Here is a 26,501-nt window from a genome sequence, read left to right as displayed (position 1 = left end):
AATTTTTGAACAGTCGAAGTTTGTGGAAAACCAAAGTGCGCTTTATACGCTTAACAAGAAGAGCGTTTTGCAATTCTTTTACTATTCTTTGTAATATATTGAATTATAAGTAAAAATATACCAGCTATAACTAACACTATTATTGGAGTGTGACCATACCTAGCAAAAGGGGTCATACCTTTTACTAAACTAACTTCTGTAGTTAATACACCTTCTTTAAATTGTGGCAACTGCTTAATAACCTCACCTTTGGCGTTAATGACTGCAGTAATTCCAGTGTTTGTTGCGCGAAGAAAAGGTCGGCCAAGTTCCAGTGCTCTCATTTGCGCGATCTCAAGGTGTTGATGCGGACCGTGGGACTGACCAAACCAAGCATCATTTGAAACGGTTAAGAGAAAGTCTGTGTCATCTTTGAAGTTGGCGAGTACTTGACTGGAAAATGCCACCTCAAAGCAAATTGCCGGCGTTAATTGGTAGCCATTAGCCACTAAGCTAGGTTGCTGATAATCACCACGCGTAAACGACGACATAGGTAAGTCGAAGATTGGCGCTAAATTGCGTAGCCAATCTTCGAATGGAACAAACTCGCCAATAGGCAGTAAATGGTGCTTACTATAGCGATTGCCGTGACCATAATAATAACTTTGTTTCTCATCATCAGAGAACTTTTTACCTACAACAACTAAGTTATTATAAATCGCCTTAGGAAAGCGTTGGTAGTCGGTTATTCCTGTAACTAGTGCAGTATTATTGAAAATTAATGACTTATCTAAGCTATCTAAAAAATCTTGTGCTAGGGGTTCTAATTGCGGGATTGCTGCCTCAGGCCAGATAATCAAGTCGGCATTGCTATAATAAGGTCGTGTTAAATCCAAATATTTCAGCATCGTTGGCCACTCTTGTTCAGGTGCCCAGCGTAATTCCTGTTTTATGTTTCCTTGCACTAAAACAATATTCGCTTTTTCTTCCGTATTTTTAGTCCAGCTTAATTGTGAACTTACAATAGTGATTGTGATAAGGGATACCAATAAACCTGATATGTTTTTACGGTAATGGGGTTGTGTAACAAAAGCTACAATAAGTGCGCTACATAAAAGTATAAAATAGCTAATAGCAACTTCACCCATAATAGGAGCAATGCCAGAAAATGGCCCTTTGAGTTGCGAATAGCCAAGTGTTAGCCAAGGAAAGCCTGTAAGTAGGGTGCCTCTTAAATACTCAGTACAAAGCCATAGTGTAGGAATAGCTAAAATTCGCCACTGAGGTTGGCTTATAAAACGCTGCAAAATATAACTGAAAAGGGCAGGGAATAAAGCTAGATAACTAACTAACAGTAGCATCAAGAATAGTGAACCGATTAGAGGTAAGCCGCCATATAAATCTAAACTAACATGCACCCAGCTAATACCAGCCCCAAACCAACCTATGCCATAAGCAAAGCCGAGCCATGCAGCTTGTTTCGGCGAAGCTTGCTCGATAAAAAGTAAAAATACAACGGGGGTGATAAAGGCGATAAGCCAAATTGAAAAAGGTGCAAAAGCGAGTGTATTGGATACACCCGCTAATAACACTAAGAGCCATTTTACTTTAAAAGGCAGGTTAGCCAGTAGCTTGATATTAGTCACTTTGGTGTTCTAACAACACTTCAGCCTTAGGGATGGTTACTTGCAATTGTTGAATGCGACGATTATCAGCGCTCATTATTTTGAACAAATAATCATTCACTTCGATTGTTTCACCCCGACCTGGCATGTGGCCAAATGCATGAAGCACTATACCACCAATCGTATCGGCATCACTTTCATCAAAAGTAGAGTTAAAGAAAGTGTTGAATTCATCCACAGGGGTTAGTGCCTGAACAGTATATACGTGCTTAGCCACTTTTTTAATGTCTTCGTGCTCGACTTCCACATCAGTCTCGTCTTCAATTTCACCTACTATGAGCTCAAGAATATCTTCAATGGTAACGAGGCCTGATACACCGCCATATTCATCAACTACAATCGCCATATGGTAGCGCTCTTGTCTGAATTCTTTTAATAGAATATCAACACGCTTTGATTCAGGAATGATGACAGCGGGGCGGATAACGTCGGCAAGGTTTACATTGGTTTCTTGTTTAAAAGCATATGATAACAAGTCTTTTGCTAATAAAATGCCTTCAACGTGATCTTTGTCTTCATTAATAATTGGAAAACGTGAGTGAGCCGATTCAAGTACAATAGGAAGAAACTCTTCTAATGATTGATCGATATCGATAGTCACCATTTGCGAACGTGGGATCATGATTTCACGTACACGCATGTCAGATACTTCAAGTACCCCTTCAATCATTTCTTTGGTTTGTGGATCTATTAGGTCTCGTTGCTCTGCGTCATGAATAACGTCAACCAGATCTTCTTTTTTTTGCGGTTCTCCTTGAAACATGGTGGCAATTTTATCTAACCATGTTTTATTTGAAGAACCGTTACTAGAGTGAGGATTTTCGTCGCTCATTAGTGTTGTTAATACTCCAACTATACTGAATCGTTAATCTGATAAGGGTTATCAATACCCAAGTCAGCCAATATTTTTACTTCCAATGCTTCCATCTCTTCAGCATCTTCATCATTTATATGGTCATAACCTTGTAAATGCAAGCATCCATGAATAATCATATGTGCCCAATGTGCATTTAGCGGCTTATTTTGCTGTTTTGCTTCATGCTCAACAACATCGGCACAAACAATTAAGTCACCTAATAAATTTATTTGTATACCAGGAGGAGCTTGAAAGGGAAAAGATAACACATTGGTTGGTTTGTCTTTTCCTCGATACTCACTGTTAAGTTGTTGGCTCTCTTCTGGCGTAGCAATCCGTACGGTAACTTCGTAGCTGGAAGGGGGATTGCTAGCAGCTTCACTTAGCTGATGAACTGCATTAATCGCGACGTTTAACCACTTAGTAATGTCCGTTTGATGAGGCAAGTTAGTGTTGTCGCAAGCCACTTGTAGATCTACTATGGCGCTCACGACACTTCCTTGCTCGGCGTAGCTTCAAGTTCTTGACTAGAGGTCTTGGTTGAGTCAACACTTGCTATTGTGGTGCCAGCTTTTTGATTTGCTTGTTGCTCAAGTTTGTATGCTTTTGCTTTTTCTATTTTTTCAAGGCGTGATTTTTCATCATGCTCTTCATAAGCTTCAACAATACGGGCAACCACCGGATGACGAACCACATCTTTTGATTGGAATAAATTAAAGCTAATTTCATCTACATCACTAAGCACTTCAATAACATGACGTAAACCAGACTTTGCCCCTTTTGGTAAGTCAATCTGTGTAATGTCACCTGTGATGACTGCTTTTGAATTAAAACCAATACGGGTTAAGAACATTTTCATTTGTTCAACAGTCGTGTTTTGACTTTCATCCAAAATAATAAAAGCATCGTTTAACGTACGACCACGCATATATGCAAGGGGTGCCACTTCAATAACATTGCGCTCGATGAGCTTTTCTACTTTTTCGAAGCCTAGCATTTCAAACAGAGCATCGTATAAAGGACGTAAGTATGGATCGACTTTTTGAGACAAGTCACCCGGTAAGAAGCCTAACTTTTCACCTGCTTCTACTGCTGGTCGAGTAAGTAAAATGCGACGAATCTCTTGGCGCTCAAGTGCATCAACTGCGCAGGCAACGGCCAGATAGGTTTTACCTGTACCAGCTGGACCAATACCGAAAGTAATGTCATGCGTGAAAATGTTATGTACGTAGCCACTTTGATTTTCATTACGAGGTTTAACTACACCACGCTTTGTTTTGATAACGGCTTCTTTTACATATAAGTCTTCGCCATTATGCTCTAAGCATTTGCTTTCTTGTATGGCTAAGTGAACTTGTTCAGGTTCAATGTCTGACGCGCTACCATTTCTGCTTTGGGTGTCAATATACAGTGACTTTAAGATATCAACAGCTGCATCGCTGTTTAATGCTTTGCCCATTACTTTAAATAGGTTGTCGTGGTAGGTAATTTCAACACCTAAGCGGCGTTCAATTTGCTTGATATTATCATCGAATGGCCCACAGAGACTGACCAATCGGCTTTGCTCTGCGGGTTCGAGATGAACTTCTCTCGTTTTTAACTGATTACTCAAAAGTAATATATTCCTCGTTCAAAAATATGAGCGTTATAGTGTTAATGTAAACTATGGGGTAAAAGTTGCAACCCCAATTTCATCAATTTGCTCAACGTTTTGTTTCGATAAAATGTCACTTGGAGCAACATCTTTACGCAAGTCCATATCTGCTTCAGTGCGGACTAGTTCACCACGTAATGAGTTAGTGAAAACATCAGTAATTTCAACGTCAACAAACTGACCAATTACACTGTGTGGTCCTTCAAAATTCACCACTCGGTTGTTTTCAGTTCGGCCTCTTAATTCCATAGGATTCTTTTTAGATGGCCCTTCAACAAGAATGCGTTGCTCAGTGCTTAGCATTTGACGTGCAATGATCTGTGCTTGTTGGTTGATGGTGTCTTGTAAGAAGTACAGGCGTTCTTTTTTAGCTTCCTCGCTAACATCATCAGGCAGATCTGCTGCCGGTGTACCCGGACGAGCGCTGTATACAAAGCTGAAGCTATGATCGAATTTAATATCATTAATTAACTTCATAGTCGCGTTAAAGTCAGCCTCTGTTTCACCTGGAAAGCCGATGATGAAGTCAGATGACATACTAATATTCGGACGGATTTTGCGAAGCTTTCTAATTTGAGACTTATACTCTAACGCTGTGTGTCCACGTTTCATTAAGTTAAGAATGCGATCAGCACCACTTTGTACCGGTAGATGCAAGTGATCTACTAGTTCTGGTATGTCTGCATAAGCATCAATAATATCGTCAGTAAATTCAACTGGATGCGAAGTGGTATAACGAATACGGTCAATGCCATCTATAGCAGCAACATAACGTAATAAGTCTGAGAAGTAGCATATTTCGCCGTCATGCGTTTCACCACGATAAGCGTTTACATTTTGCCCAAGTAAGTTCACTTCGCGCACGCCTTGATCGGCAAGCTGAGCAACTTCGAATAATACATCATCTAATGGACGACTAACTTCTTCACCGCGAGTATAAGGTACTACACAGAAAGTACAGTATTTGCTACACCCTTCCATGATGGATACAAACGCGGAAGGACCTTCAGCCTTAGGTTCTGGTAGGCGATCAAACTTTTCGATTTCTGGAAATGAGACATCTACAACGGCTTTATCACCAGATTGAACGTCTTTAATCATTTCTGGTAAACGATGAAGTGTTTGAGGACCAAAAACGATGTCAACAAATGGTGCACGCTGTCTGATAGCCTTGCCTTCTTGTGAAGCAACACAACCGCCAACGCCAATCACGATATTGGGATTTTTATCTTTAAGTGTTTTCCAGCGCCCAAGCTGGTGGAATACCTTCTCTTGTGCTTTTTCACGAATAGAACACGTGTTTAGCAGTATTACGTCTGCATCTTCCGCTTCTTCCGTGAATTGGTAACCATGTGTTGCATCTAAAAGATCGGCCATTTTCTGCGAGTCATACTCGTTCATTTGGCAGCCCCAAGTTTTAATATGCAGTTTTTTACCCATTAAATATACCGTTACATCGCAATTAGTTGAATTGTTCAAAAATCAGCCTCTTTCGAGGGAGGCGTATTTTATACTTTTCGTGCGATGACTACCAGTATATTTTAGCTGCTAGCTAACAGCTTGAATTGTTTGGCGTTGTATTGCTGTTGTAAGTCTCTTCAAATTAATCTTCATCAAGCACGGGGGTATCGTTAGCTTTTGAAGCGCTTGGTATCGAAACCGGCTCTTCTTTTGGCTCAAGCACATATGCACCCTCATTAGGTAGGTTGTTTAGCATAGAATAAGCCCTTGTTAATACATCCAAAACAGTTTGGTAATGCACTTCTTGCCGTGCTTGGTCTGTATAGTAGGTTACGCCGTCTTGTTGGTTTTCAAAGTCGTATGTAAAGGTATATCGTTGTGGCACCGGCTCGTTATCAGCTGCGGTAGCTGGTGTGAGGCTTGTAAACGAAAGTGTTCCTGCTAATGCTACTGCGATAATGTATCTCATAAGTCACCCAATTAACCTTAAAATGTATTATTAAGAATATATGAAATTAAAAATTAAAAGATGTATAGATGTATCTAGTTATGTCTAAAGCGCGAATAACTTGCGCCTTGTTACAACTTGAATAGCCGTCGATAAATTTATGCGTTTTATCGCATAAGTGGGTGTTGCTTTAGCTGAGTGGGAAGTATAGTTAACTTAGGTTTATTCATCCAAGTTAATAGCAATAAAATGGTAAAAAAATACCTCTTGTTTAATACTCTTTATGTACTGGAATAATTCGTTCTGAGCTAAAGCTGATACACATGTAAGAGCCGTGATTGTAATGCGTAGAGCAGTCTAGTTTCGCTTGGTACTTTTTAATCAACGACTTAAGAATGAATAAACCTAAATGGCTATTTAACTCATTTTTTAAGTTTAGTAATCCTTCCCCTTCATCAAATAATTCAATAAGAAATGAAGAGTGAACGTTGACGAGTCGCAAGTTAAATGAGCGATCGAAAGACTGGTGTATAGCAAATGAAACGGCTTCATAAACCATGCGATACACATCTTGCTGGATGTCAGTGGGTAATGCTGATTGTGAGAAGTGGTTATCAAGCGTAATATTAACGTCGAAATACTCTTGTAAATAGTTTGCAAAATACCAAAGCCCGTCTTTTAAGTTTTTATCTGCAAGCTGGCTGGGCACAATTTCGTCTTGCTGTTTTGTTAATAACGCCAAGCTGTCGTTACATACTTGCTCGATTGCGGCTGTATTTTGGGACTTAATATATTGCTTAATATGGTTAAAGTTATATTTGATTTGTTCGATGGAGTGTCCTTTTAGGTATATTTCATTCGACAACAGCTGCTGTAGATTATGGGCATTTTTCACTTTCATTTGTAGTACCCAAATAATTAACGCTACTGTAATTAGCGCTATTAAGATATAAAGCGTTATTGCTAATGATGTTTTATACCAAGGAATTAAAACGGTAAGTCTTGCGAAGGTACTTTCTGCACTCCAATTTCCTAATGCGTTTGCGCCTTTGAATTCAAGTAAATAATCATCAGGTTGTAGTTGTGTTAAGGTAAGTGAATGGCCAGAAATTTCATTCCATTGACCTTCGTTTAATCGGTATTTAAACCGCATTGCATTTGAATCACGGTAATCAAAGCTAGATAAATTAAAAGACACCACGTCTTTGCTCGACTCTAAACTAAGAGAATGCTTGTTAAAAAGCGTATTACCATTGTGAGTGATGCGGGTGATAGCAGGGCGGGTGATAATTTCTTGACTGCGTTTCACGGGTATTTCAACCAGTCCAAAAAAACCAGCACCAATTAGCTTGTCGTTATGTAAAAACATGGGAGAGGAAAAGGTTAGCTGTCTTGAGCCGGCTAGCTGTGTAAAGGTGTCTGTGGTTGTATCGACAATATACAGCCCTTCTCGCGTTGTAACGTACAATTCAGAGTTTAACGGCTTAGCAGATAAAACTTTAGAGCTGGTATTTAAGCGATTAATTAGCTCACCAGCTTGATTTAATACATACAAACCATCGCCATAAGTTGATACGTAGATTTTATTATTAATGGCTGTAACAGCGATTACCTTTGCGTGTGTGGGTAATGTAACCGTTGATTTGAGGGTGTGGTTAGTTGCGTTTAAAACATTAATGCCTTTTGCTGTAGCAACCCATATTTCAGAGCCAACATGACTTGCTGTTAATACTTCACCAGAAAGTAACTCATTTGCTCCTTCTTTGATGTGGTGGATTAAGGTGTTAGTGCTTAAGTCAACGATTGCCAAGCCACCTTCATTGCACCCTAAATAAAGTTTGTCATTGATGATTTGTGAAGAAAGAAACAGTTGGTCATCGAATTCTTTAATTAATCTGGATACACGACCAGTCTCAGGAGTGTACTTATACACGCCTTCATAGGTTGGTATATATAAGTTGCCGTTGTGCTCACTAAATTCATTAATTCTTGCGTTTGGTACTGCTGAATTAAAGATGGCATCAGGTATAAGCTCTTTAGCATCTATGTCATAGCGAAAAAGTCCTGCACCATTACTGCCTAACCATATAATGTCATTTGCTATAAGCATATCTATTTCATTGTTTTTGACAGGAAATTTAATGTTGTGCAAACGAAAAGGGAGTTTTACGTTTGGAGATACCCCTGAACTACTCGCAATCCATAGTGAATTTGTTCGGTCAATTAGCATTGCAGTTGCATTTTTTGCGCTACCAATATCGTAACGGTTTGCTACCCGCGTAAATGTTTTGCTAGATAACGTGATTAATTCCCCATTACTTAATGAAAGTAAAAACTCTTTAGTTTCATCTGTAAACGTGGCTGAGCTTACAGGAGTAGGTAAGATTACTTTGGTTAGAGGTGCTGCTTTAAAGTGTTTGGTATATTCTGCGTTTGGACTTTCAATCTTTAGCTTAGCGGGCTGAATATCCTTCTCATCTGACAAAGTAGTGTTATTGAGAAAGGCGACATGCTTTCCAGCCGTTACCATCAGCACATCATTTGAGGCCACAATCTCGTTTATTTTTTGTTTAAAAGTGGCGGCAACAGAGTAAGTGCCACTTTTTATATGAAACTTTATCATCCTATTTTCATCTGAAAAATAGATGCTATCACCAAATACATCGGCAAATAAGGAGGTATATTGCTTAGATAAGATACTGTATTGCGCTTTAGCAATATTGTATTGGCTAAACCCTTCTCGGCCGAGGATATATAAGCTATCGGCATGAAATTTTAAGCGTTCCAGATTAGATGCTTGCTCGAAGTTAAGTAGTTGTTTTGACTTGAAGTTATTAAGATTTAATTGCCATAACCCACGATTTTCAGTAGCGATATACATCATGTTTTGAACAATAAGCGCATCCTTGATCCAAGAAAATGGAAGTTTGTAGGGACCTTGCATGGAGAAGTTAATGGTTTCAAAACCATCGAATCGTTTTAAGCCGCTTTGACCTAGTGACCAAATAAATCCATTGCTGTCTTGTAAAAAGCGTTTAATCTGAGTTTGATCGTGAAATGCCTGAACAGGCTGAATATGTGCAAATATATTGAGTGGAAATAAGCACACCACACATAAAAAGAACGCAAAAACGCCAACAAGATATTGGCGTTTAAAGTGATTAATACTCTGGTCTGTCAGGCTGGTGATCTTCTTTACCACAAGCGACAACAATTTTAGGACGTTGCAGAGGCTTAGTCGGTTTTTTAACAAACATGAATGTTGGTTTACGTGGGTCGTCATTACTTTCTTTGTTATACCACTTTTCTCTAACCAAGTTTGCAGCTTCTAGTCCGTAGCGTGTTTCGAAAGCATCAGCGACTAACTCTGCACCAAAGTCGTCCATGATAACCATTGCGTTGTTATGGTAGCAAGTATCACTATCAAAACTTATATCTACCGTAAGGATTGAGTCATCTGGTAGTACTAAATCTGCAACAAACTTTGAAACGGTTGCGCGGTCGGATTTTGCTCTTAACTTAGTTGTGTTATGTTTAACGGTTTTATCGTATTCGAAAGTTAAATCTTCAATCTTTCTTATTTTTGTAGCAGACATAGCCACCTCCATTTGAGTGATTTTTAGCTGATATAAACCTTTAGTACCAGCCTCAATACTTTAGCTCAAAAGATAAAAAAAACAAAGATATGCAAAGTACTTTTCTAAGCCTTAATGTTACACTTAATTCAATGAAAATGCCTGTAATCTAATGAAAAAAGGATAAATAATGGCGCATTATGATGTCGTAATTGTTGGTGCTGGAATGGTAGGGGCAACACTGGCTAACCTTTTGGCGCAAATTTCTTCAGAGAATAAAGCTCATAGCAAATTAAAAATTGCGGTTGTAGAGCATCAGTTACCTAAAAAAGTAACCGAAGATGATCAGGCTGGTCTTCGTGTTTCAGCAATTAGCTTGGGGTCTGAACGTATTTTACGTGAAGCTCAAGCATGGCCGTCAATTTTAAAGATTAGATCTTGCCCTTATAAAGAGCTTGTTACATGGGAAGCGCCTCAACATAGACTGAGCTTTAGTAATGAACTATCTGAAACTGAATATCTAGGCCATATTATTGAGAATAATGTTATTCAACAGTCTTTAATTGAGCAATTTAAAGACTTAGATGTTGAGCTATTAATGGGTAGAAAGGTGCAAAGTATCACGCGTAAAGACAGTCATCATATTTTGTCTTTTGCCGATGAAAGTCACATAAAGGCTACTTTATTAGTTGCAGCGGATGGCGCAAACTCGATGATAAGAACGTTAGCCGGTATAGGATGTACGGGCTGGAATTATACACAGCACTGCTTTGTGATTAATATTGAAACTGAATTTGCTCAACAAAGTGTTACTTGGCAGCAGTTCATGCCGTCTGGTCCAAGGGCATTTTTGCCTTTATTTGGACAAAACGCTTCACTCATTTGGTACGATAGCCCTCAACGTATCCAACAGCTAAAAGCGCTAACTTACGCGCAACTTAAACAAGAGATATTGACAAACTTTCCTGTGCTCCCTGGCGATTTTTCTGTACAAAATTGTGCCAGCTTTCCAATTACTCGCCAACATGCCAATCATTATTATAAAAACGGGGTAGTACTAGTAGGGGATGCCGCACATACCATCAACCCGCTAGCAGGGCAGGGAGTGAATATTGGGTTGCAAGATGCAAAAAGCTTATCAACAGTAATAGCTAATGCGATAGCAGAGGGGAGAGGCATATCCTGCAATGAGGTGCTTAAAGACTACGAAAAAAGTCGTAGAACGCAAAATTTATTAATGATGTCTGCAATGGATCTATTTTACTACTCATTTAGCAATACCAACCCAATACTCAGAAATCTTAGAAGTGGAATATTAAGTCTTGCTCAGCAGTTACCTTTTGCTAAAAAGAAGGTGCTTGAACATGCGCTTGGCTTAAGTGGCAAATAGGTGGGAACTAATTAAATAGTTAATTCACTACTTTATATATGATTCGATTTTGAGATAAATAATAATCTAAGATTATAGGTGAGGGCATACTGCACAGAGTATGTTCTATCAAGATAATTAGAAATAAAAAAGCCCAACTTCAAAAAGTCGGGCTTTTTTATATGGCTGGGGTAATAGGATTTGAACCTATGAATGCCGAGATCAAAACCCGGTGCCTTACCGCTTGGCGATACCCCAAAAGTCTATGGTGCGGACGGAGAGACTTGAACTCTCACGCCGTGAAGCACTGGAACCTAAATCCAGCGTGTCTACCAATTCCACCACGTCCGCAAAACTATTTCCAAACTCTTGCAAGAGCATGGTGGCTACGGCGGGATTTGAACCTGCGACCCCATCATTATGAGTGATGTGCTCTAACCAGCTGAGCTACGTAGCCAAGTATGTTAAAGCATGGTCGTTTAACCCACCGTGCATTTAAAAGTTGGCTGGGGTAATAGGATTTGAACCTATGAATGCCGAGATCAAAACCCGGTGCCTTACCGCTTGGCGATACCCCAACCGAATCAATGGTGCGGACGGAGAGACTTGAACTCTCACGCCGTGAAGCACTGGAACCTAAATCCAGCGTGTCTACCAATTCCACCACGTCCGCAAATTCGATTTCACTTCAAAGATTAAATGGTGGCTATGCCCTGATTTGAACAGGGGACCCCATCATTATGAGTGATGTGCTCTAACCAGCTGAGCTACATAGCCACTTAATCTCGTCTCAAGCGAGTGGCGCGTATTATGCTGATATGAGGTTTAGTCGTCAATAGTTTTTTTATAAAAAAATGCGCTTTGTGGTTTGATTGAGTGTTTTATAAACATTAATGGTCGAGGTGATGAAAAAATGTATATGAAATATAAAAAATGGCAATAAAAAAAGCTGGTCGATACCAGCTTTTTGTAAAAATAAGCGCTTTAGCGTTATTTAACCATATAGAGGTTGTTTTAATTAAACATTAAATCTGAAATGAATCACATCACCATCTTTAACAATATAATCTTTACCTTCTAAACGCCATTTCCCCGCGTCTTTAGCACCTTGTTCACCGTTATGCTCAATATAGTCGTCATAGCCTACTGTTTCAGCACGAATAAAGCCTTTTTCAAAGTCGGTGTGAATTTTACCGGCAGCTTGTGGTGCAGTAGAGTTAATAGGAATTGTCCATGCTCTTACTTCTTTTACACCCGCTGTGAAATAAGTATGTAAGTTTAATAACTCATAGCCAGAGCGGATCACGCGATTTAAGCCTGGTTCGTCAATTTCCATTTCAGCTAAGAATTCCGCTTTATCTTCGTCTTCTAGCTCTGCAATCTCTGCTTCAATGGCCGCACATACTGCAACAACAACAGCATCTTCTTTACTTGCGATGTCACGTACAACGTCTAAATAAGGATTATTTTCAAATCCATCTTCGGTTACGTTGGCAATGTACATAGTTGGTTTAATAGTAAGAAGATTAAGTGGGCTGATGACGGCTTTTTCTTCTTTGGTTAGCTCAATAGAGCGCACCATATGACCTTCATCTAAGGTTGGTTTAATCTTTTCTAAGACCGTTAATAGCGCTTTTGCTTCTTTATCGCCGCCTTTTGCTTTTTTAGCATTACGGAAAATGGCCTTTTCTACAGAGTCCAAGTCTGCCAGAGCCAGCTCTGTATTGATAATATCGATATCATCCGCAGGTGAAACTTTGCCTGCAACGTGAACAATATTTTCATCGTCAAAGCAGCGTACTACATGGCCAATGGCATCCGTTTCGCGAATATTTGCTAGAAACTTGTTACCTAGACCTTCTCCTTTAGACGCACCTTCAACCAAACCTGCAATATCAACAAACTCCATTGTTGTTGGTAAGATGCGCTGTGGGTTAACGATAGCTGCAAGTTTATCCAGTCTTACATCTGGAACAGGAACAACGCCAGTGTTTGGTTCAATAGTACAAAAAGGGAAGTTTGCTGCATCAATGCCAGCTTTGGTTAGTGCATTGAAAAGTGTTGATTTACCAACATTAGGTAGTCCAACAATACCACATTTAAAACCCATGACAATTACCTCTAATTAGCACGCTATTATGCCGTTGCTTTGAATGAGTGAAGTCGATTTTGAGCTAGCTTTAAGCCATCTTTAGCCCAAATATCAAAACAGCGTACGGCTTCATCGACACACTGTTCTATTTTATCTTGATCAGTTTTCGGGGCTTTGCCAAGTACCCAGCCCGTGACCTTTTCTCTACTACCTGGGTGGCCAATACCCAATCGTAAGCGGTAGAAGTCTTTATTATTGGCAAGTTTGCTAATAATGTCTTTTAGTCCGTTGTGACCGCCATGACCACCGCCTTTTTTAATTTTTACCACACCGGGTTCAAGGTCAAGCTCATCGTGTGCCACTAAAATATTTTCAGCTGGCACTTTGTAAAATGATGCAAGACTAGATACAGATTTGCCACTTAAATTCATATAGGTAGTGGGGATGAGCAATCTGAATTCTTGACCATGCGCAAAAAATTTAGCGGTTAGCCCATGATGCTTTGGATCGGACTTTAATTGAGTATTGTAGTTATCTGCTAACGCGTTAACAAACCATTCGCCCGCGTTGTGGCGAGTATTTTGATATTCAGCGCCTGGATTTGCCAGACCCACAATAATTTGGATATTTGTGCTCACAGAGTGTTCTCACAAATCTTAATGCAGAGGGTTAATAAATTAAGGGAACATCACCATTAATTATGGTTAGTTCCCTTATAACAACTACGGTACTAATGAGTTAGTACCTAATCACTCAGAAGAGCTATTACTCAGCAGCTTCTTCAGTTGCTTCTTCGCTGCTACCTTTAGGCGCATTGATAGTTAGCACTGCGTGGTTGTGATCGTCGCCTTTAGCTAGTTCAACTGACTCAACACCTTTAGGAAGTGTTAGATCAGAAATATGAAGCGTTTGACCAAGTTCTACGTTTTCTACGTCAACTTCGATGAACTCAGGAAGGTGCGCAGGTAAACAAGAAACTTCAATCTCGTTCATTTGGTGAGCTACAGTTCCGCCTTGGTTTTTAACCGCGTTCGCTTTTTCTTCGTTAATGAAGTGAATAGGAACAAGCGTTTGTAACTTGTGCGAAGCGTCAATGCGTTGGAAGTCTAAGTGCATAACCTTAGGCTTGTACGGGTGACGTTGCATATCTTTAAGAATACACTCAACAGCAGAACCGTCGATGTTTAACGTAAGGATATGAGAGTAGAAACCTTCATTTTCTTGTGCACGAATCACTTCTTTGTGCTCAAGTGTTAAAGAAATAGGATCTTTTTGCTCACCGTATAAGATAGCTGGTACTTTGTTCGCGTGACGTAGGCGGCGGCTCGCACCTTTCCCTAACTCCGTACGAACTTCAGCATCTAATGTGTAAATTGCGTCAGACATGGCTGATCTCCAAATATATAAAGTAATGTTTATTTACTTCCCGCGACCAAGAAGTAAAACGTATCCCAAAATTGGGGCGCAGAATTCTACCATCTTGTGCAATAAAAAGGCAATGTGAACTTAATATAAAATAGGAATTTAATAGAGGATTCTGAAAGGTAACAGAAGTTAAGGGTAAATAGGGCAGTAAAGTGCATCTATCATACACTTTACTGCTTAGCTGTTAGCCTAAATTGTTCTTGCTGTGATGTGATAACAGAATAACAATAAAAGCTATCAGTGTATTAGTGCTCGAACATTGCCGAGATTGACTCTTCATTACTTACACGACGTAATGCTTCAGCCAGCATGTCGCCTAATGTAAGCTGACGTACTTTACCCATGGCTTTCATTTCATCAGATAGTGGCACAGAGTCTGTAACAACCACTTCATCAATAACTGAGTTCTTTAGGTTTTCAACCGCGTTACCAGAAAATACTGGATGGGTTGCATAAGCAAATACTCGTTTAGCACCATGTTCTTTTAATGCTTCAGCTGCTTTGCATAATGTACCACCGGTATCAATCATGTCATCAACAATCACACAATCTCGACCGCTTACATCACCAATAATATGCATCACTTGTGCTACGTTCGCTTTAGGGCGACGTTTATCAATAATGGCTAAGTCGGTGTCGTTAAGTAATTTTGCAATTGCTCGGGCACGTACCACACCGCCAATGTCGGGTGACACTACTACCGGGTTGTCAAATTCACGCTTACGCATATCTTCAACTAAAATCGGGCTGCCAAATACGTTATCAACAGGTACGTCGAAGAACCCTTGGATTTGCTCTGCATGTAAATCAACAGTCACCACGCGATCAACACCTACGCTAGATAAGAAGTCTGCGACTACTTTGGCGGTAATTGGAACACGTGCAGAACGTACGCGACGATCTTGACGAGAATAACCAAAATAAGGGATAACGGCAGTAATTCTTCCTGCTGATGCTCTGCGTAGAGCGTCAACCATTACAATTAATTCCATTAAGTTATCGTTGGTAGGGGCACAAGTTGATTGGATAATGAATACATCAGCACCACGAACATTTTCTTTAATTTCTACGCTGATTTCACCGTCGCTAAAACGGCCTACTTCAGCTTTGCCTAAATTAATGTAAAGTCGTTTAGCAATTTCTGCAGCTAACTCTGGTGTTGCGTTTCCAGCAAAAAGCTTCATATCTGGCACGGTAGGGTCCTCGGGCACTAAATATTAATTTTGAAAAGTTTGCTGGGGTAATAGGATTTGAACCTATGAATGCCGAGATCAAAACCCGGTGCCTTACCGCTTGGCGATACCCCATCAGACTTTTATGAGTAGCGTTAAATAGTATATCCCAATGCTGCTAACACTGGGGATTTATTTAACCCTTTAGCAACGAAACAATTGACAAAATCAGGCTTGTTTATCAGTGCTTTTTCCGCTGATGTTTTATCATCAAATTCGGCAAAGCAACAGGCACCTGTTCCAGTCATTTTTGCTGGCGCGTATTCTAGCAACCAGCTTAGGGTTATTGCAACCTCGGGGTAAAGCTTTTTAACTAACGCCTCACAATCATTTTTTAGTGTGGAAACAGCGATATCATTGGCGGTTATTTTTGGGGTATTACGAGGTAAGTCAGGGTGGCCAAACACGGTGGCTGTTGATATATGGCAGTTAGGGTGCGCAATTAAATACCATTTCTCCGGTGCATTAAAAGGCAGCAATTGTTCTCCTACACCGTTGGCAAAAGCACAATAGCCGCGAACAAAAACGGGAACGTCAGCGCCTAATGAAAGGCCGATATCAGCAAGTTCATCAATAGACAAACCTATTTGCCATATTTTATTTAAGGCAAGCAACGTTGTTGCTGCGTTAGATGAACCGCCGCCAATGCCACCACCTGTTGGCAAGTGCTTAATCAATTTTATGGTTACGAGAGGAAGTAGCTCAATGGTTAAGTTCTTTTTGTAAGCACTGTATTCAGCCAGCTTGTTCGCCGCTTGGAACACTAAATTATTGGAGCTTTGTAATTCAGGGATATCACAATCTAGCTTAACGAGTGGTGAGTTAGGCTTGCACTGCTGAGTGTTATGCCAAGTAAATTGCATTTCATCACCAAAGTCAAAAAACTGGAAAATACTTTGTAACTCGTGGTAACCGTCATCCCGCTTACCATTGATATGAAGAAATAGATTTAATTTTCCTGGAGAAGTAAGTGTTATTTGATTGTTTTTCACTGCTTATATGATCCATTCGCTGATGGCAATTTTCACCGATATGTCGCTGCTACGAAGTTTAATGTTGGTTGGCAGTAGCAGCCCGTTTGTTTTGGCGTATGTTAAATAATGTATTTGCCAAACACGGCCATTGTTGTCGGTAAACGTTAATTTATTTAATTGTCCTAACTCATTTCGCTCAATGATGTATTGTTTGCTTGTTTTATTCTTTATAGCAACATCACCTTTAATCAGCGTTGGCAGGTCTGAAATAGGTAAATGCCTTCCTGTGATAGACCAAATAAGTTCATCCACATTATCGGAAAAATATTGCTCGCCTTCTACGTCTAGTTTAAACGGCTTATGTTTGCTTTCAGACTGTGACTCAAGCGTAAAAATAGACGTGCCAAGAAACGTTAATAATTTAAGTTGGTAGTTTTTATCTTGATACACCCAATTTAAGTTAGCAGAGAATTTATCTTGAGGGCTTTTAAAGGCTAATTTCCCCTTAATGTGCCAGTTTTTAAGCTCATTTACATGCTTATAGTTTGTGTCTGTGGGAGTATGCTTTAATGAGTGACTACTACAGCCAGCTAACAAAAATAGGTAAAAAAGCGCAATAAAACCGTGTTTCTTATATAAAGGAAGCATTTACCTTGGCCTTTTACTTTTAATATCTATCGGATTTACGTAAAATCCGTGACTCTTTAATTTATCGATTGCAAATTTACGCTGTTACTATCATATATGACTATTCTGGCTTTAGGCATTAATCACAAAACTGCGCCCGTTGCACTGCGAGAAAAAGTTGCATTTGCGCCCGAGTTAATGACCGAGGCTTTGTCCAACTTAGCAAAGCAAACGGCGATCAATGAAGCTGTTATTGTATCTACCTGCAATCGAACCGAGCTGTATTGTAATAGCTCAGAAAAAAATTATGAACCGTTAATTGAATGGTTAGCTAACTTTCACCACGTAGATAAGCAAGAGCTGGCTTCACATACCTATTGTTATCAAGACACCGATGCTATTAGTCATTTAATGCGTGTTGCTTGCGGTTTAGACTCTCTGGTATTAGGTGAGCCGCAAATATTAGGTCAAATTAAACAGTCGTTTCGACAAGCTAAAGCTGCCGACACGGTTTCCATGCTCTTTGAGAAACTGTTTCAAAAAACTTTTTCAGTTGCCAAGCTTGTGCGAACAGAAACAGACATAGGTGCCAGTGCCGTCTCGGTTGCCTTTGCATCGGTTAATTTAGCAAAGCATATATTTGGCTCCTTAACACCTGTTAAAGTATTGCTGGTTGGTGCAGGTGAAACAATAGAGCTAGTTGCTAAACACCTAACTGAACAGGGCGCTTCTAATATTACAGTCGCTAATAGAACCATTGCTCGTGCTGAGTCGTTAGCGAAATTATTTGACGCAACGGTGATTTCATTAGGGCAAGTGCCAGAGGTGTTAGCAGAGGCTGATGTCGTAATCAGTTCAACAGCAAGTACACTACCGATTATTGGTAAAGGCATGGTTGAACAAGCAATCAAAAAGCGAAAATATAAACCCATGTTTTTTGTTGATTTAGCAGTACCAAGAGATATTGAAGGGCAAGTATCGGAAATTGATGAAGCTTTTTTATATACGGTAGACGATTTACAAAGTATTGTGGCGCAGAATGTAGCATCCAGAGAAAAAGCGGCTGAAGAAGCTGAGCAAATTGTTCAAAACAAAAGTGAAGAATTTGATCGATGGACCAAGTCGTTAAACTCCATTGATATTATCAAAGATTATCGCCAGCAGTGCGACCAAATCAAACTAGAATTAGTAGAGCGAGCAAGTAATCAATTAGCGTCTGGTGTAGACGTTGATGTTGTAATTGTTGAGCTTGCAAATAAATTAACAAATCGCCTAATGCATGCGCCTACTACCGCAATAAAAGATGCGGCACAAAACGGCGCGGTAGATAAGCTTACTGTATTGAAAAGCATATTAGGCATAGAGAAGTAGGATATTCGATGAAAGAGTCAGTTTACCGTAAACTGGAAGCCTTAGTAGAGCGCTATGAAGAAGTTCAAGCGTTATTAAGCGATCCAGAGGTAATTGGAAATCAAGATAAGTTTAGAGCGCTTTCAAAAGAGTACTCTGAATTGGAAGGGGTCACTAAAACATTTCAAGCCTATCAACAAGCAGTAGAAGATGTCGCTGCTGCGGAAGAAATGTTAAAAGATAACGATCCTGATATGCGAGAAATGGCACAAGAAGAGTTTAAAGAAGCGAAAGAACAGGTTGAAAAGCTTGCTGACGATATTCAAATACTTATGCTGCCAAAGGATCCAAAAGACGACAATAACTGCTTCTTAGAAATTCGAGCAGGAACCGGTGGTGATGAAGCCGCTATTTTTGTAGGCGACTTATTTAGAATGTATAGCCGCTACGCTGAAACTAAAAAATGGCGCGTTGAGGTTATGAATGAAAGTGAAGGTGATCATGGCGGTTATAAAGAGATTATTTTAAAAATTGACGGTACTGGCGTATACGGTCACTTAAAGTTTGAATCAGGAGCACACCGCGTTCAACGTGTACCAGAAACAGAATCGCAGGGGCGTATTCATACTTCTGCATGCACAGTGGCGGTAATGCCAGAGATCCCTGAAAGCGAAGCGATTGTAATTAATTCAGCAGACCTAAAAGTAGATACATTTAGAGCATCAGGTGCAGGTGGTCAGCACGTTAACAAAACTGATTCAGCCATTCGTATTACCCACTTACCAACAGGCACTGTAGTTGAGTGTCAAGATGAGCGCTCGCAGCATAAAAACCGCGCGAAAGCGATGTCTGTGTTACAAGCACGTATTCAAGCGGCTGAAGATGAAAAACGTCGTGCTGAGGAAGCATCTACTCGTCGTGATTTAGTTGGCAGTGGTGATCGTTCTGATAGAATTAGAACATATAACTACCCGCAAGGCAGGGTAACAGATCACCGCATTAACTTAACTTTGTATAAATTAAATGAAGTGATGGAAGGGGATGTAGATCCTGTTATTGGTCCGTTGGTACAAGAGTATCAAGCTGACTTATTAGCGGCGATGAGCGACGAGGCTTAAGCCAGTGTAGCTTTCAGCGCTAGCTAGAGCATACTATTCGCAATTATCTTTAAGGCAGGAAATTCCTGCCTTATTTTTTGGCTACACTTTTATTAACCATTTTTCGAGTAACTTTATGGCTACCATTCAATCTTTACTCAACCAAGCGATTACTAAGTTAAGTAAAACATCAGACTCTGCAAAATTGGATTGTGAGCTTTTATTAGCATATGTGCTAAATAAGTCAACAACGTACTTAAAAACGTGGCCTGAAAACACAGTAAATGAAGAACAAACACAGTTATTTCAACAGTTAGTTTCACAACGCTTTGCTGGTAAGCCTATTGCTCATCTTTTGGGTTATCGGGGTTTTTGGCAATTTGATTTAGAAGTGTCTAATAAAACCTTGATACCAAGGCCTGATACCGAGGTGATTGTTGAACATGCTTTAACGCTTTGCCAGAAGCAAGAAGCAAATGTATTGGATTTAGGCACTGGAACCGGGGCAATAGCACTTGCACTCGCTTACGAACAGCCGCAGTGGCAAGTGTTTGGGTGTGACTTATTTGATGACGTTGTCGCGTTAGCTGAGCGTAATAAGCAACGGCTACAGCTAGCTAATTGCACTATCTTTCAGAGTAATTGGTACGAAAACGTGGCTAAGCATTGTACACAGCCACTTGACTTGATTATTAGCAATCCACCTTATATCTGTGAAACCGATCCGCATTTAGAACAGGGCGACGTTATCTTTGAACCAAAATCAGCATTAGTAGCAAAAGAGCAAGGTTTAGCTGATATCAAGCATATAGTGCAAGCAAGTAAGCGCTTCTTAGCGAAAGGCGGTTATGTGGTTGTGGAGCATGGTTATAATCAGGCTGGCGCAGTACAAAAAATCTTTAATGCAGAAAATTTTGTCGGCATATCAACGATTAAAGATTATGGTAACAATGACCGTGCAACTTTTGGGAAATGGATGGAAAAATAATATTAAATAAATGTTATTCGCATTTGCATAAATGCCATTTCACTTATATAACTTAGGAGTAGAGTTTTTTGTTTCCTATCGTGGGAACAACAGTTTGCAGGAGTGCATCATGCCCAATGATTTTTTATTTGTTGATGATGATAGAAATACCAGCCTTGATCCGTCGAACGCCCTCCCATTTAATGCCCCAACATCATGGAAAGTACTAATTGTTGATGATGAGCCTGAAGTTCATACAGTAACAAAGTTAGCAATGAGCGACTTTGAATACTTAGCACGCTCACTTGAATTTATGTCAGCATATTCAGCACATGAAGCGAAAGCTATTCTTAAAGAGACCCCAGATATTGCGTTAGTTTTATTAGATGTAGTGATGGAGACCGAAGATGCTGGTCTAAGGGTAGCAGAATTTATACGCGAAACGCTTGATAACCATATTACTCGTATCATTCTTCGTACTGGACAGCCGGGCCAGGCCCCTGAACGAAAAGTGATTGTGGATTATGATATCAACGATTATAAGCATAAAACAGAGCTTACTGCCCAAAAACTATTTACGGTAATGATGGCGAGTATCCGTTCATACAGCGAAATGGATATACTAAATAAAAGCCGCCTAGTCCAAAAAGAAGTGTTAATAGGTTCAACGAACATGTTTGAGAAAACAACGGCAGAGGAGTTTGTTGACGGGTTGCAAGAACACTTAAACGCAGTGATTGGGTGCTTCGCTCCAAGCTCTGTGGCTTCAAGTTTTATTGTTAAATGCAATAATAATGATGAAGTTTTTGGCGATATCAAGATTATAGCTAGCGGAGGAAGCTTTTCTGATAAAAAAGGAAAATCCTTATCACAATGTTTTTCAGACGAATTGGTCGATACGCTTGAGCAATCATACAGACAGAAAAAACTGGTATATGACGCTGAATACTTATGTTCTTTTTGTGTAAGTGATTACAGCTCCGAGTCATTACTCTATTATGCAATTATTCCTTTATGCTTAACCCCTTGCCAACAATGTTTGATAGAAATTTTTACTAAGAAAGTGCAAATCGCTTATGAAAATATGCAAATGAAACAAGAGTTAGCGAAGTACTTATAAAAAAACGTTTTCACAACATATCGTGCATAGTGTTAAACATAACTTAGAGTTATGTTCGCTTAGGTTTTATTAAAATTATAACTAACGTTAATTTCTCTTCTATTCATCACTTGATTGAATCAGCAAAAAAGCCCCACAGCTCCATATTATTATGTTACGGGTGAGCTATCGCGCACTTTTTTTAAAGCAATTTTGAAATGCATACCTAAATAGTAGTATATTACCCAGCGCTAAATTTTTAGAGGATAGGTTGTTTTAAACGGAGCCAATTAGCGCTCCAGAAAATACCTGTGCTGTTTTAGCTAAATAACCTGATTTATCATTCATAGTGATTAATAAACAGGGTATTGTACTTAATAAAATCAAACCTCATTTGATACGGAGCGCCAACAATTATGTATATGGCAGTTAAACACTTGCATCTAACTTTTGTACTTTTAAGCGTATCATTATTGGTATTGCGTTTTGCTTGGATGTTGAAAAGCTCTCCAATGTTAGAAAAGCGTTGGGTTAAAATAGTGCCTCATATTAATGACACATTGTTATTAATCTCAGCATTCGGCTTATGTTTTATGATCAGCCAATACCCTTTTCAAGATAAATGGTTAACTGAGAAAATTTTTGCCGTTGTGGCATATATTCTTATGGGCACAATGGCGTTAAAAGGGCGTACAACTCAGTTACGCTGGATTGCAATGTTAGGTGCGTTTGGTTGGTTAGGGTTAATTGCGAAGCTTGCAGTAACTAAACAACCTATTTTTTTAAGCTAATAGAAAGTAAAATGCTTAAGCGTAGTGACTACTCACTTAAAGGTGTTTATTTACTGAATTCGGCGTATTAATAATAGCCTATCCGAATGACAGTATTTAGGTGTTCTCTCAACATCCAGTTGTAGTTATTAGATAAAGTGAAAAATAAGGTTCCAAATTAATTAATGTTAGAAGTAAAAGTGGTAAACGAATTACTATCCAGTGAAGATATTTTTACCAATGCTTTGTTATTTGAAAAGCGTTGGAATCAACAGCTTAGTATTTCAGATACAAAACAAAAAGTTGCAGAGATAGTTGATACTGCAACATTGTCTATAAAGCCAGATGAGTCTGATGCTGATAACTTAGATAGCGTTTTGGACTTGTTATATGGCGAGTTAATGTTTTCAAGTACCTGTCAACCCATCCCTGAATCCTTACTTTTGAGTCCTTCCTATGGTGTTTATTTTAGGACAGGTGACGAAGTTACCCTCGGTATTATTATTAGTCATATTCTAAATTCCTTATCATTTGACTCTTCTTTAGTTATTTATCAAGAAAGTATCCACTTACATGTCAAGATAAGTGATAGTGAGTACTTTCTTATAGAGCCAGCATCTGGCATGCAAGAGCGCTTTATTGAAGTAGAAAATGAAAGTAAATTAATTGATACTCGACCGTACGAAACGATATCCTCAGAGGGGATATTTAAAATGCTATTAGGCTATCAAAAAATGGCATTTATGGATGAAGGGTTGCTATCCCAAGCGTTGTGCTGTGTAGATTTACTCATGCAATTATCGCCCGAGGATCCATACGAACGACGTGATCGTGGCTTTTTATTGCAACAGTTAGATTGTTATAAAGTCGCGTGCGCTGACTTTGAGTTTTTCATAGAAAAGTGCCCGCAAGATCCGGTCGCAGATATCATGAAGTTACAATTAGCTGATATGAAAAGAAAACGTCATATTTTGCATTAGTGATGCTTTAAAACTTTTAAACAACACGCTTCAAAAAATTTATAAAAATAATTAGTGGAGATTCCATGTCGGCAAGTGAAGTGCTTATCCAAAACGATGTAACCGTTTTGGGGATCCTAGCGGTTCTGTTAGGGTTAATTTTTAAAACCAGTCATAGTAGTAATCCATTTTGGCAGAAGTTTTACAAATATGTACCCGTCATATTATTGTGTTACTTCCTACCTTCCTTATTAAATACATTTAATATTATTGATGGTGAACACTCAAAAGTATATTGGGTTGCTTCAAGGGTGCTGTTGCCAGCGTGTTTAGTACTATTAACCTTAAGTGTAGATTTAAAGGCTATTTTATCTTTAGGTCCAAAAGCGTTAATTATGTTCTTGGTGGGAACGGTCGGCATTGTAATAGGTGGGCCTATTTCTATTCTGATTATTTCAGCCTTTCAGCCTGAGTTAGTTGGAGGCGCTGGGCCAGAGGCGTTGTGGCGAGGAATGACAACGGTTGCAGGTAGTTGGATAGGCGGTGGTGCTAACCAAGCGTCAATGAAGGAAATTTATGAAGTTGGAGGCAATATATTCTCTATTATGGTAACAGTAGATGTTATCGTTGCGAACATATGGATGGCAGTGCTGCTATTTATGGCGGCTAATGCAAAAAGTATTGATGCAAAAACAGGCGCTGATACCACTGCAATTACTAGGCTACGCAAAAAGGCGGAAGCTTATCATGCAGAACACTCAAGAATGCCGAATGCCAATGATTACATGACGATTGTTGCTATTGGTTTTGGTATTACAGGCTTAGCGCACTTTATGGCTGACTTCATTACGCCATTTTTCATTGAGCATTATCCAGAAACTAAAAAGCTTAGTTTTCACAGTAAATTCTTCTGGATGATTATTATCACAACGACTATTGGTATAGCATTATCTTTCACACGTGTAAGGAAAATTGAAGCCGCAGGTGCGTCTAAAGTGGCAACCGTGTATTTATATATATTAATTGCATCAATTGGTATGCACATGGATATTATGGCGATATTTGAAACGCCAATTTACTTTGTTATTGGTATTATTTGGATGCTAGTACACGCTTCAATCATGCTAATAGTCGCTAAATTAATTAAAGCACCACTTTTCTATATGGCGGTTGGTAGCCAAGCCAATGTCGGCGGTGCTGCGTCAGCACCTGTTGTGGCATCTGCATTCCATCCATCGTTAGCGCCTGTAGGTGTATTATTAGCGGTATTTGGTTATGCAGTTGGTACTTACATGGCTTGGTTCTGCGGACAGCTAATGCAATTAGTGTCTTCGTAGACGCGTTTTAGACGTATAACTAGAAAAACTTTCTATAATAAAATGAACGGTTATTTTGCCGTTCATTTTTCTTTTCAGGATTAAGAAATGAATCAACAAATCATAAAAGTTCAAGATATTGAAGTCGCGAATCATTTACCTTTTGTTTTATTTGGTGGGATGAATGTTTTAGAGTCTCGCGATTTAGCGATGCGTATAGCAGAAGAATACGTAAAGGTAACTGACGAATTAAATATTCCCTATGTATTCAAAGCTTCATTTGATAAAGCGAACCGCTCATCTATCAACTCTTATCGCGGTCCAGGTATGGATGAGGGTTTGAAAATTTTTGAAGAGATCAAATCAACGTTCAATGTACCTATTATTACTGATGTGCACGAGCCGCACCAAGCCGCACCAGTGGCAGAAGTTGTGGATATCATCCAGCTACCAGCTTTTCTTGCCCGTCAAACTGACTTGGTAGTGGCAATGGCTAAAACAGGTGCGGTTATTAATGTGAAGAAGCCACAGTTTTTAGCGCCACATGAAATGCGACATATTATTAAGAAGTTTGCCGAAGCGGGTAATGAACAAGTTATCTTATGCGAACGAGGTTCACAATTTGGTTATAACAACTTAGTTGTTGATATGCTAGGTATGGATGATATGAAGACGCTAGCGCCTGTTATGTTTGACTCAACACATGCATTACAGCGCCCTGGTGGACGAACAGATTCTGCTGATGGCCGACGTGCTCAGGCGGTTGAGCTATCACGTAGTGGAATGGCATTAGGTTTAGCAGGTTTATTTATTGAGTCGCACCCTGACCCTGATAACGCTAAGTGTGATGGACCATGCGCATTGCCGCTGGATAAGCTGAAGCCATTCTTAGCGCAAATGAAAGCGGTTGATGATTTAGTGAAGCAATTTACACCGATTGAGATTCGTTAAGATAAACAAACTCTAGTTGGTTAAAGCGAGTGATGCGCTTTTTCGGGCATCACTCGTTAACTGGAAGCAAGAGTTGCAGTATTACTCTGCAATAGACTCTACAATAGTTGTTAACCCTGTGTCAGCAGGCAGCGTAACTGGCTCTAACATGGTCATTAACAAAGCGTGTGCACTTGTTAATGCTTGTTGAGCGTTCACCTTGTTCGTTTGGCTAATTTCATTGCTTAAGGTGTGCTGAGCAGAAGTAATTAGCTGTGATACATGTTTATTAGTATCATCAATATCAGTTGACGATACGGCATTATTTGTTTGTGTATTAGCTTGAATGTTAAATGTGCTTAAAGTGGTAACGGCAATTAAAGTTAGCATAGCTGGTTTAATAAGTGTGTACGATTTCATAATTTGGCTCCCAAACTGGTACATATTTCAGGTTAAAAATATTAATGATTAAAAAGTGCATAAAAATGCAGTTGTTAGACGTTATATTTTTAGTTACCCCGTTAAACCCTTAAACATAAAGCCTTTCTGTTCTGCGTGTGTAATATAGTTTAAAAAATTGTTTTTAAAAAATGATTAAATGTAATACAATTGCATTATAAAAACTAATGAATCTTT

At 39.3% G+C, this 26,501-nt stretch carries 24 protein-coding genes and 7 tRNA genes; 9 read left to right on the top strand and 22 right to left on the bottom strand.

The window, feature by feature from the left end; all coding sequences use genetic code 11:
* Window positions 1–50: 50 nt before the first annotated feature.
* The 8 genes from lnt to HUU81_RS12965 all read right to left on the bottom strand — a co-directional run bounded on the left by lnt (window position 51) and on the right by HUU81_RS12965 (window position 9,679).
* Window positions 51–1,625, bottom strand: coding sequence for an apolipoprotein N-acyltransferase (lnt, locus tag HUU81_RS13000; protein WP_233520501.1), 1,575 nt, complete (start codon window positions 1,623–1,625; stop codon window positions 51–53).
* Window positions 1,618–2,496: a CNNM family magnesium/cobalt transport protein CorC gene (corC, locus tag HUU81_RS12995; RefSeq protein WP_199609345.1), complete on the bottom strand. Its 879-nt coding sequence runs from the start codon at window positions 2,494–2,496 to the stop codon at window positions 1,618–1,620. The genes lnt and corC overlap by 8 nt, the downstream gene beginning before the upstream one ends.
* 20 nt (window positions 2,497–2,516) lie before the next feature.
* On the bottom strand, window positions 2,517–3,011 hold the full coding sequence (ybeY, locus tag HUU81_RS12990; protein ID WP_199609344.1) for an rRNA maturation RNase YbeY: 495 nt from the start codon (window positions 3,009–3,011) through the stop codon (window positions 2,517–2,519).
* Window positions 3,008–4,132: a PhoH family protein gene (locus HUU81_RS12985; RefSeq protein ID WP_199609343.1), complete on the bottom strand. Its 1,125-nt coding sequence runs from the start codon at window positions 4,130–4,132 to the stop codon at window positions 3,008–3,010. The genes ybeY and HUU81_RS12985 overlap by 4 nt, the downstream gene beginning before the upstream one ends.
* A 51-nt stretch (window positions 4,133–4,183) precedes the next feature.
* Window positions 4,184–5,614, bottom strand: a complete 1,431-nt coding sequence (miaB, locus tag HUU81_RS12980; protein WP_199612063.1) for a tRNA (N6-isopentenyl adenosine(37)-C2)-methylthiotransferase MiaB — start codon at window positions 5,612–5,614, stop codon at window positions 4,184–4,186.
* 163 nt (window positions 5,615–5,777) lie between these two features.
* Complete coding sequence (locus HUU81_RS12975; RefSeq protein WP_199609342.1) at window positions 5,778–6,104, bottom strand: hypothetical protein; 327 nt, start codon at window positions 6,102–6,104, stop codon at window positions 5,778–5,780.
* 250 nt (window positions 6,105–6,354) lie between these two features.
* On the bottom strand, window positions 6,355–9,285 hold the full coding sequence (locus HUU81_RS12970) for a ligand-binding sensor domain-containing protein (protein WP_199609341.1): 2,931 nt from the start codon (window positions 9,283–9,285) through the stop codon (window positions 6,355–6,357).
* Complete coding sequence (locus HUU81_RS12965) at window positions 9,245–9,679, bottom strand: hypothetical protein (protein WP_199609340.1); 435 nt, start codon at window positions 9,677–9,679, stop codon at window positions 9,245–9,247. Before HUU81_RS12965 ends, HUU81_RS12970 begins: the two co-directional genes overlap by 41 nt.
* Window positions 9,680–9,848: 169 nt before the next feature.
* Between HUU81_RS12965 and HUU81_RS12960 the strand changes: the two genes are divergently transcribed.
* Complete coding sequence (locus HUU81_RS12960) at window positions 9,849–11,048, top strand: FAD-dependent monooxygenase (RefSeq protein ID WP_199609339.1); 1,200 nt, start codon at window positions 9,849–9,851, stop codon at window positions 11,046–11,048.
* Window positions 11,049–11,210: 162 nt separating this feature from the next.
* Here HUU81_RS12960 and HUU81_RS12955 read toward each other — a convergent pair.
* The 13 genes from HUU81_RS12955 to lolB all read right to left on the bottom strand — a co-directional run bounded on the left by HUU81_RS12955 (window position 11,211) and on the right by lolB (window position 17,398).
* Window positions 11,211–11,285, bottom strand: a tRNA-Gln gene (locus HUU81_RS12955).
* Between the two features lie 8 nt (window positions 11,286–11,293).
* Window positions 11,294–11,378, bottom strand: a tRNA-Leu gene (locus HUU81_RS12950).
* Between the two features lie 29 nt (window positions 11,379–11,407).
* Window positions 11,408–11,484: transfer RNA gene (locus tag HUU81_RS12945), tRNA-Met, on the bottom strand.
* Between the two features lie 46 nt (window positions 11,485–11,530).
* Window positions 11,531–11,605: transfer RNA gene (locus HUU81_RS12940), tRNA-Gln, on the bottom strand.
* A gap of 10 nt (window positions 11,606–11,615) precedes the next feature.
* A tRNA-Leu gene (locus tag HUU81_RS12935) sits at window positions 11,616–11,700 on the bottom strand.
* A gap of 27 nt (window positions 11,701–11,727) precedes the next feature.
* Window positions 11,728–11,804, bottom strand: a tRNA-Met gene (locus tag HUU81_RS12930).
* Between the two features lie 241 nt (window positions 11,805–12,045).
* Entirely contained in the window at window positions 12,046–13,137 is a 1,092-nt protein-coding gene (ychF, locus tag HUU81_RS12925; RefSeq protein WP_199609338.1) for a redox-regulated ATPase YchF, read from the bottom strand.
* A 26-nt stretch (window positions 13,138–13,163) separates the two neighbouring features.
* Window positions 13,164–13,757: an aminoacyl-tRNA hydrolase gene (gene pth, locus HUU81_RS12920; protein WP_199609337.1), complete on the bottom strand. Its 594-nt coding sequence runs from the start codon at window positions 13,755–13,757 to the stop codon at window positions 13,164–13,166.
* A 127-nt stretch (window positions 13,758–13,884) separates the two neighbouring features.
* A complete protein-coding gene (locus tag HUU81_RS12915) occupies window positions 13,885–14,505 on the bottom strand; it encodes a 50S ribosomal protein L25/general stress protein Ctc (protein ID WP_199609336.1) in 621 nt (206 codons plus the stop codon).
* Window positions 14,506–14,789: 284 nt separating this feature from the next.
* On the bottom strand, window positions 14,790–15,737 hold the full coding sequence (locus HUU81_RS12910; RefSeq protein ID WP_199609335.1) for a ribose-phosphate pyrophosphokinase: 948 nt from the start codon (window positions 15,735–15,737) through the stop codon (window positions 14,790–14,792).
* Between the two features lie 42 nt (window positions 15,738–15,779).
* Window positions 15,780–15,851: transfer RNA gene (locus HUU81_RS12905), tRNA-Gln, on the bottom strand.
* Window positions 15,852–15,871: 20 nt separating this feature from the next.
* Window positions 15,872–16,768 carry a 4-(cytidine 5'-diphospho)-2-C-methyl-D-erythritol kinase gene (gene ispE / locus HUU81_RS12900; RefSeq protein WP_233520500.1) on the bottom strand — a complete coding sequence of 299 codons (897 nt, stop codon included), beginning with the start codon at window positions 16,766–16,768 and terminating at the stop codon, window positions 15,872–15,874.
* A 3-nt stretch (window positions 16,769–16,771) separates the two neighbouring features.
* Window positions 16,772–17,398 carry a lipoprotein insertase outer membrane protein LolB gene (gene lolB / locus HUU81_RS12895; protein WP_199609334.1) on the bottom strand — a complete coding sequence of 209 codons (627 nt, stop codon included), beginning with the start codon at window positions 17,396–17,398 and terminating at the stop codon, window positions 16,772–16,774.
* A 96-nt stretch (window positions 17,399–17,494) separates the two neighbouring features.
* Here lolB and hemA point away from each other — a divergent pair, with 96 nt between their 5' ends.
* The 8 genes from hemA (at window position 17,495) to kdsA (ending at window position 25,886) form a co-directional block, all read left to right on the top strand.
* Complete coding sequence (gene hemA, locus HUU81_RS12890; protein WP_199609333.1) at window positions 17,495–18,748, top strand: glutamyl-tRNA reductase; 1,254 nt, start codon at window positions 17,495–17,497, stop codon at window positions 18,746–18,748.
* An 8-nt stretch (window positions 18,749–18,756) separates the two neighbouring features.
* Entirely contained in the window at window positions 18,757–19,845 is a 1,089-nt protein-coding gene (prfA, locus tag HUU81_RS12885; RefSeq protein WP_199609332.1) for a peptide chain release factor 1, read from the top strand.
* 115 nt (window positions 19,846–19,960) lie between these two features.
* Window positions 19,961–20,812 carry a peptide chain release factor N(5)-glutamine methyltransferase gene (gene prmC / locus HUU81_RS12880; RefSeq protein ID WP_199609331.1) on the top strand — a complete coding sequence of 284 codons (852 nt, stop codon included), beginning with the start codon at window positions 19,961–19,963 and terminating at the stop codon, window positions 20,810–20,812.
* Between the two features lie 109 nt (window positions 20,813–20,921).
* Entirely contained in the window at window positions 20,922–21,911 is a 990-nt protein-coding gene (locus HUU81_RS12875) for a DUF3369 domain-containing protein (RefSeq protein ID WP_199609330.1), read from the top strand.
* 395 nt (window positions 21,912–22,306) lie between these two features.
* Window positions 22,307–22,681: a SirB2 family protein gene (locus HUU81_RS12870; protein WP_199609329.1), complete on the top strand. Its 375-nt coding sequence runs from the start codon at window positions 22,307–22,309 to the stop codon at window positions 22,679–22,681.
* A gap of 164 nt (window positions 22,682–22,845) precedes the next feature.
* Window positions 22,846–23,640 (top strand): tetratricopeptide repeat protein, encoded by a 795-nt coding sequence (locus tag HUU81_RS12865; protein ID WP_199609328.1) that lies wholly within the window; start codon window positions 22,846–22,848, stop codon window positions 23,638–23,640.
* Between the two features lie 65 nt (window positions 23,641–23,705).
* On the top strand, window positions 23,706–24,956 hold the full coding sequence (locus HUU81_RS12860; RefSeq protein ID WP_199609327.1) for a DUF819 family protein: 1,251 nt from the start codon (window positions 23,706–23,708) through the stop codon (window positions 24,954–24,956).
* A gap of 87 nt (window positions 24,957–25,043) precedes the next feature.
* The gene (kdsA, locus tag HUU81_RS12855) at window positions 25,044–25,886 is read left to right on the top strand and encodes a 3-deoxy-8-phosphooctulonate synthase (RefSeq protein ID WP_199609326.1); all 843 of its coding nucleotides are present in this window, start codon (window positions 25,044–25,046) and stop codon (window positions 25,884–25,886) included.
* An 81-nt stretch (window positions 25,887–25,967) separates the two neighbouring features.
* Here kdsA and HUU81_RS12850 read toward each other — a convergent pair whose 3' ends face one another.
* Complete coding sequence (locus tag HUU81_RS12850; RefSeq protein ID WP_199609325.1) at window positions 25,968–26,285, bottom strand: hypothetical protein; 318 nt, start codon at window positions 26,283–26,285, stop codon at window positions 25,968–25,970.
* Window positions 26,286–26,501: the final 216 nt, after the last annotated feature.

The organism is Flocculibacter collagenilyticus (assembly GCF_016469335.1).
In the GTDB taxonomy this organism is placed as follows: domain Bacteria; phylum Pseudomonadota; class Gammaproteobacteria; order Enterobacterales; family Alteromonadaceae; genus Flocculibacter; species Flocculibacter collagenilyticus.
This window is presented reverse-complemented; position numbering and strand designations above follow the sequence as displayed.

Excerpts from the sequence above, each read along its gene's own strand:
- miaB (WP_199612063.1), bottom strand. The coding sequence starts at position 5,614 with ATGGGTAAAAAACTGCATATTAAAACTTGGGGCTGCCAAATGAACGAG.
- HUU81_RS12915 (WP_199609336.1), bottom strand. The coding sequence starts at position 14,505 with ATGTCTGACGCAATTTACACATTAGATGCTGAAGTTCGTACGGAGTTA.
- lolB (WP_199609334.1), bottom strand. The coding sequence starts at position 17,398 with ATGCTTCCTTTATATAAGAAACACGGTTTTATTGCGCTTTTTTACCTA.
- HUU81_RS12960 (WP_199609339.1), top strand. The coding sequence starts at position 9,849 with ATGGCGCATTATGATGTCGTAATTGTTGGTGCTGGAATGGTAGGGGCA.
- HUU81_RS12965 (WP_199609340.1), bottom strand. The coding sequence starts at position 9,679 with ATGTCTGCTACAAAAATAAGAAAGATTGAAGATTTAACTTTCGAATAC.
- HUU81_RS12850 (WP_199609325.1), bottom strand. The coding sequence starts at position 26,285 with ATGAAATCGTACACACTTATTAAACCAGCTATGCTAACTTTAATTGCC.
- prmC (WP_199609331.1), top strand. The coding sequence starts at position 19,961 with ATGGCTACCATTCAATCTTTACTCAACCAAGCGATTACTAAGTTAAGT.
- HUU81_RS12870 (WP_199609329.1), top strand. The coding sequence starts at position 22,307 with ATGTATATGGCAGTTAAACACTTGCATCTAACTTTTGTACTTTTAAGC.
- hemA (WP_199609333.1), top strand. The coding sequence starts at position 17,495 with ATGACTATTCTGGCTTTAGGCATTAATCACAAAACTGCGCCCGTTGCA.
- HUU81_RS12875 (WP_199609330.1), top strand. The coding sequence starts at position 20,922 with ATGCCCAATGATTTTTTATTTGTTGATGATGATAGAAATACCAGCCTT.
- HUU81_RS12860 (WP_199609327.1), top strand. The coding sequence starts at position 23,706 with ATGTCGGCAAGTGAAGTGCTTATCCAAAACGATGTAACCGTTTTGGGG.
- ychF (WP_199609338.1), bottom strand. The coding sequence starts at position 13,137 with ATGGGTTTTAAATGTGGTATTGTTGGACTACCTAATGTTGGTAAATCA.
- kdsA (WP_199609326.1), top strand. The coding sequence starts at position 25,044 with ATGAATCAACAAATCATAAAAGTTCAAGATATTGAAGTCGCGAATCAT.
- HUU81_RS12865 (WP_199609328.1), top strand. The coding sequence starts at position 22,846 with ATGTTAGAAGTAAAAGTGGTAAACGAATTACTATCCAGTGAAGATATT.
- corC (WP_199609345.1), bottom strand. The coding sequence starts at position 2,496 with ATGAGCGACGAAAATCCTCACTCTAGTAACGGTTCTTCAAATAAAACA.
- HUU81_RS12975 (WP_199609342.1), bottom strand. The coding sequence starts at position 6,104 with ATGAGATACATTATCGCAGTAGCATTAGCAGGAACACTTTCGTTTACA.
- prfA (WP_199609332.1), top strand. The coding sequence starts at position 18,757 with ATGAAAGAGTCAGTTTACCGTAAACTGGAAGCCTTAGTAGAGCGCTAT.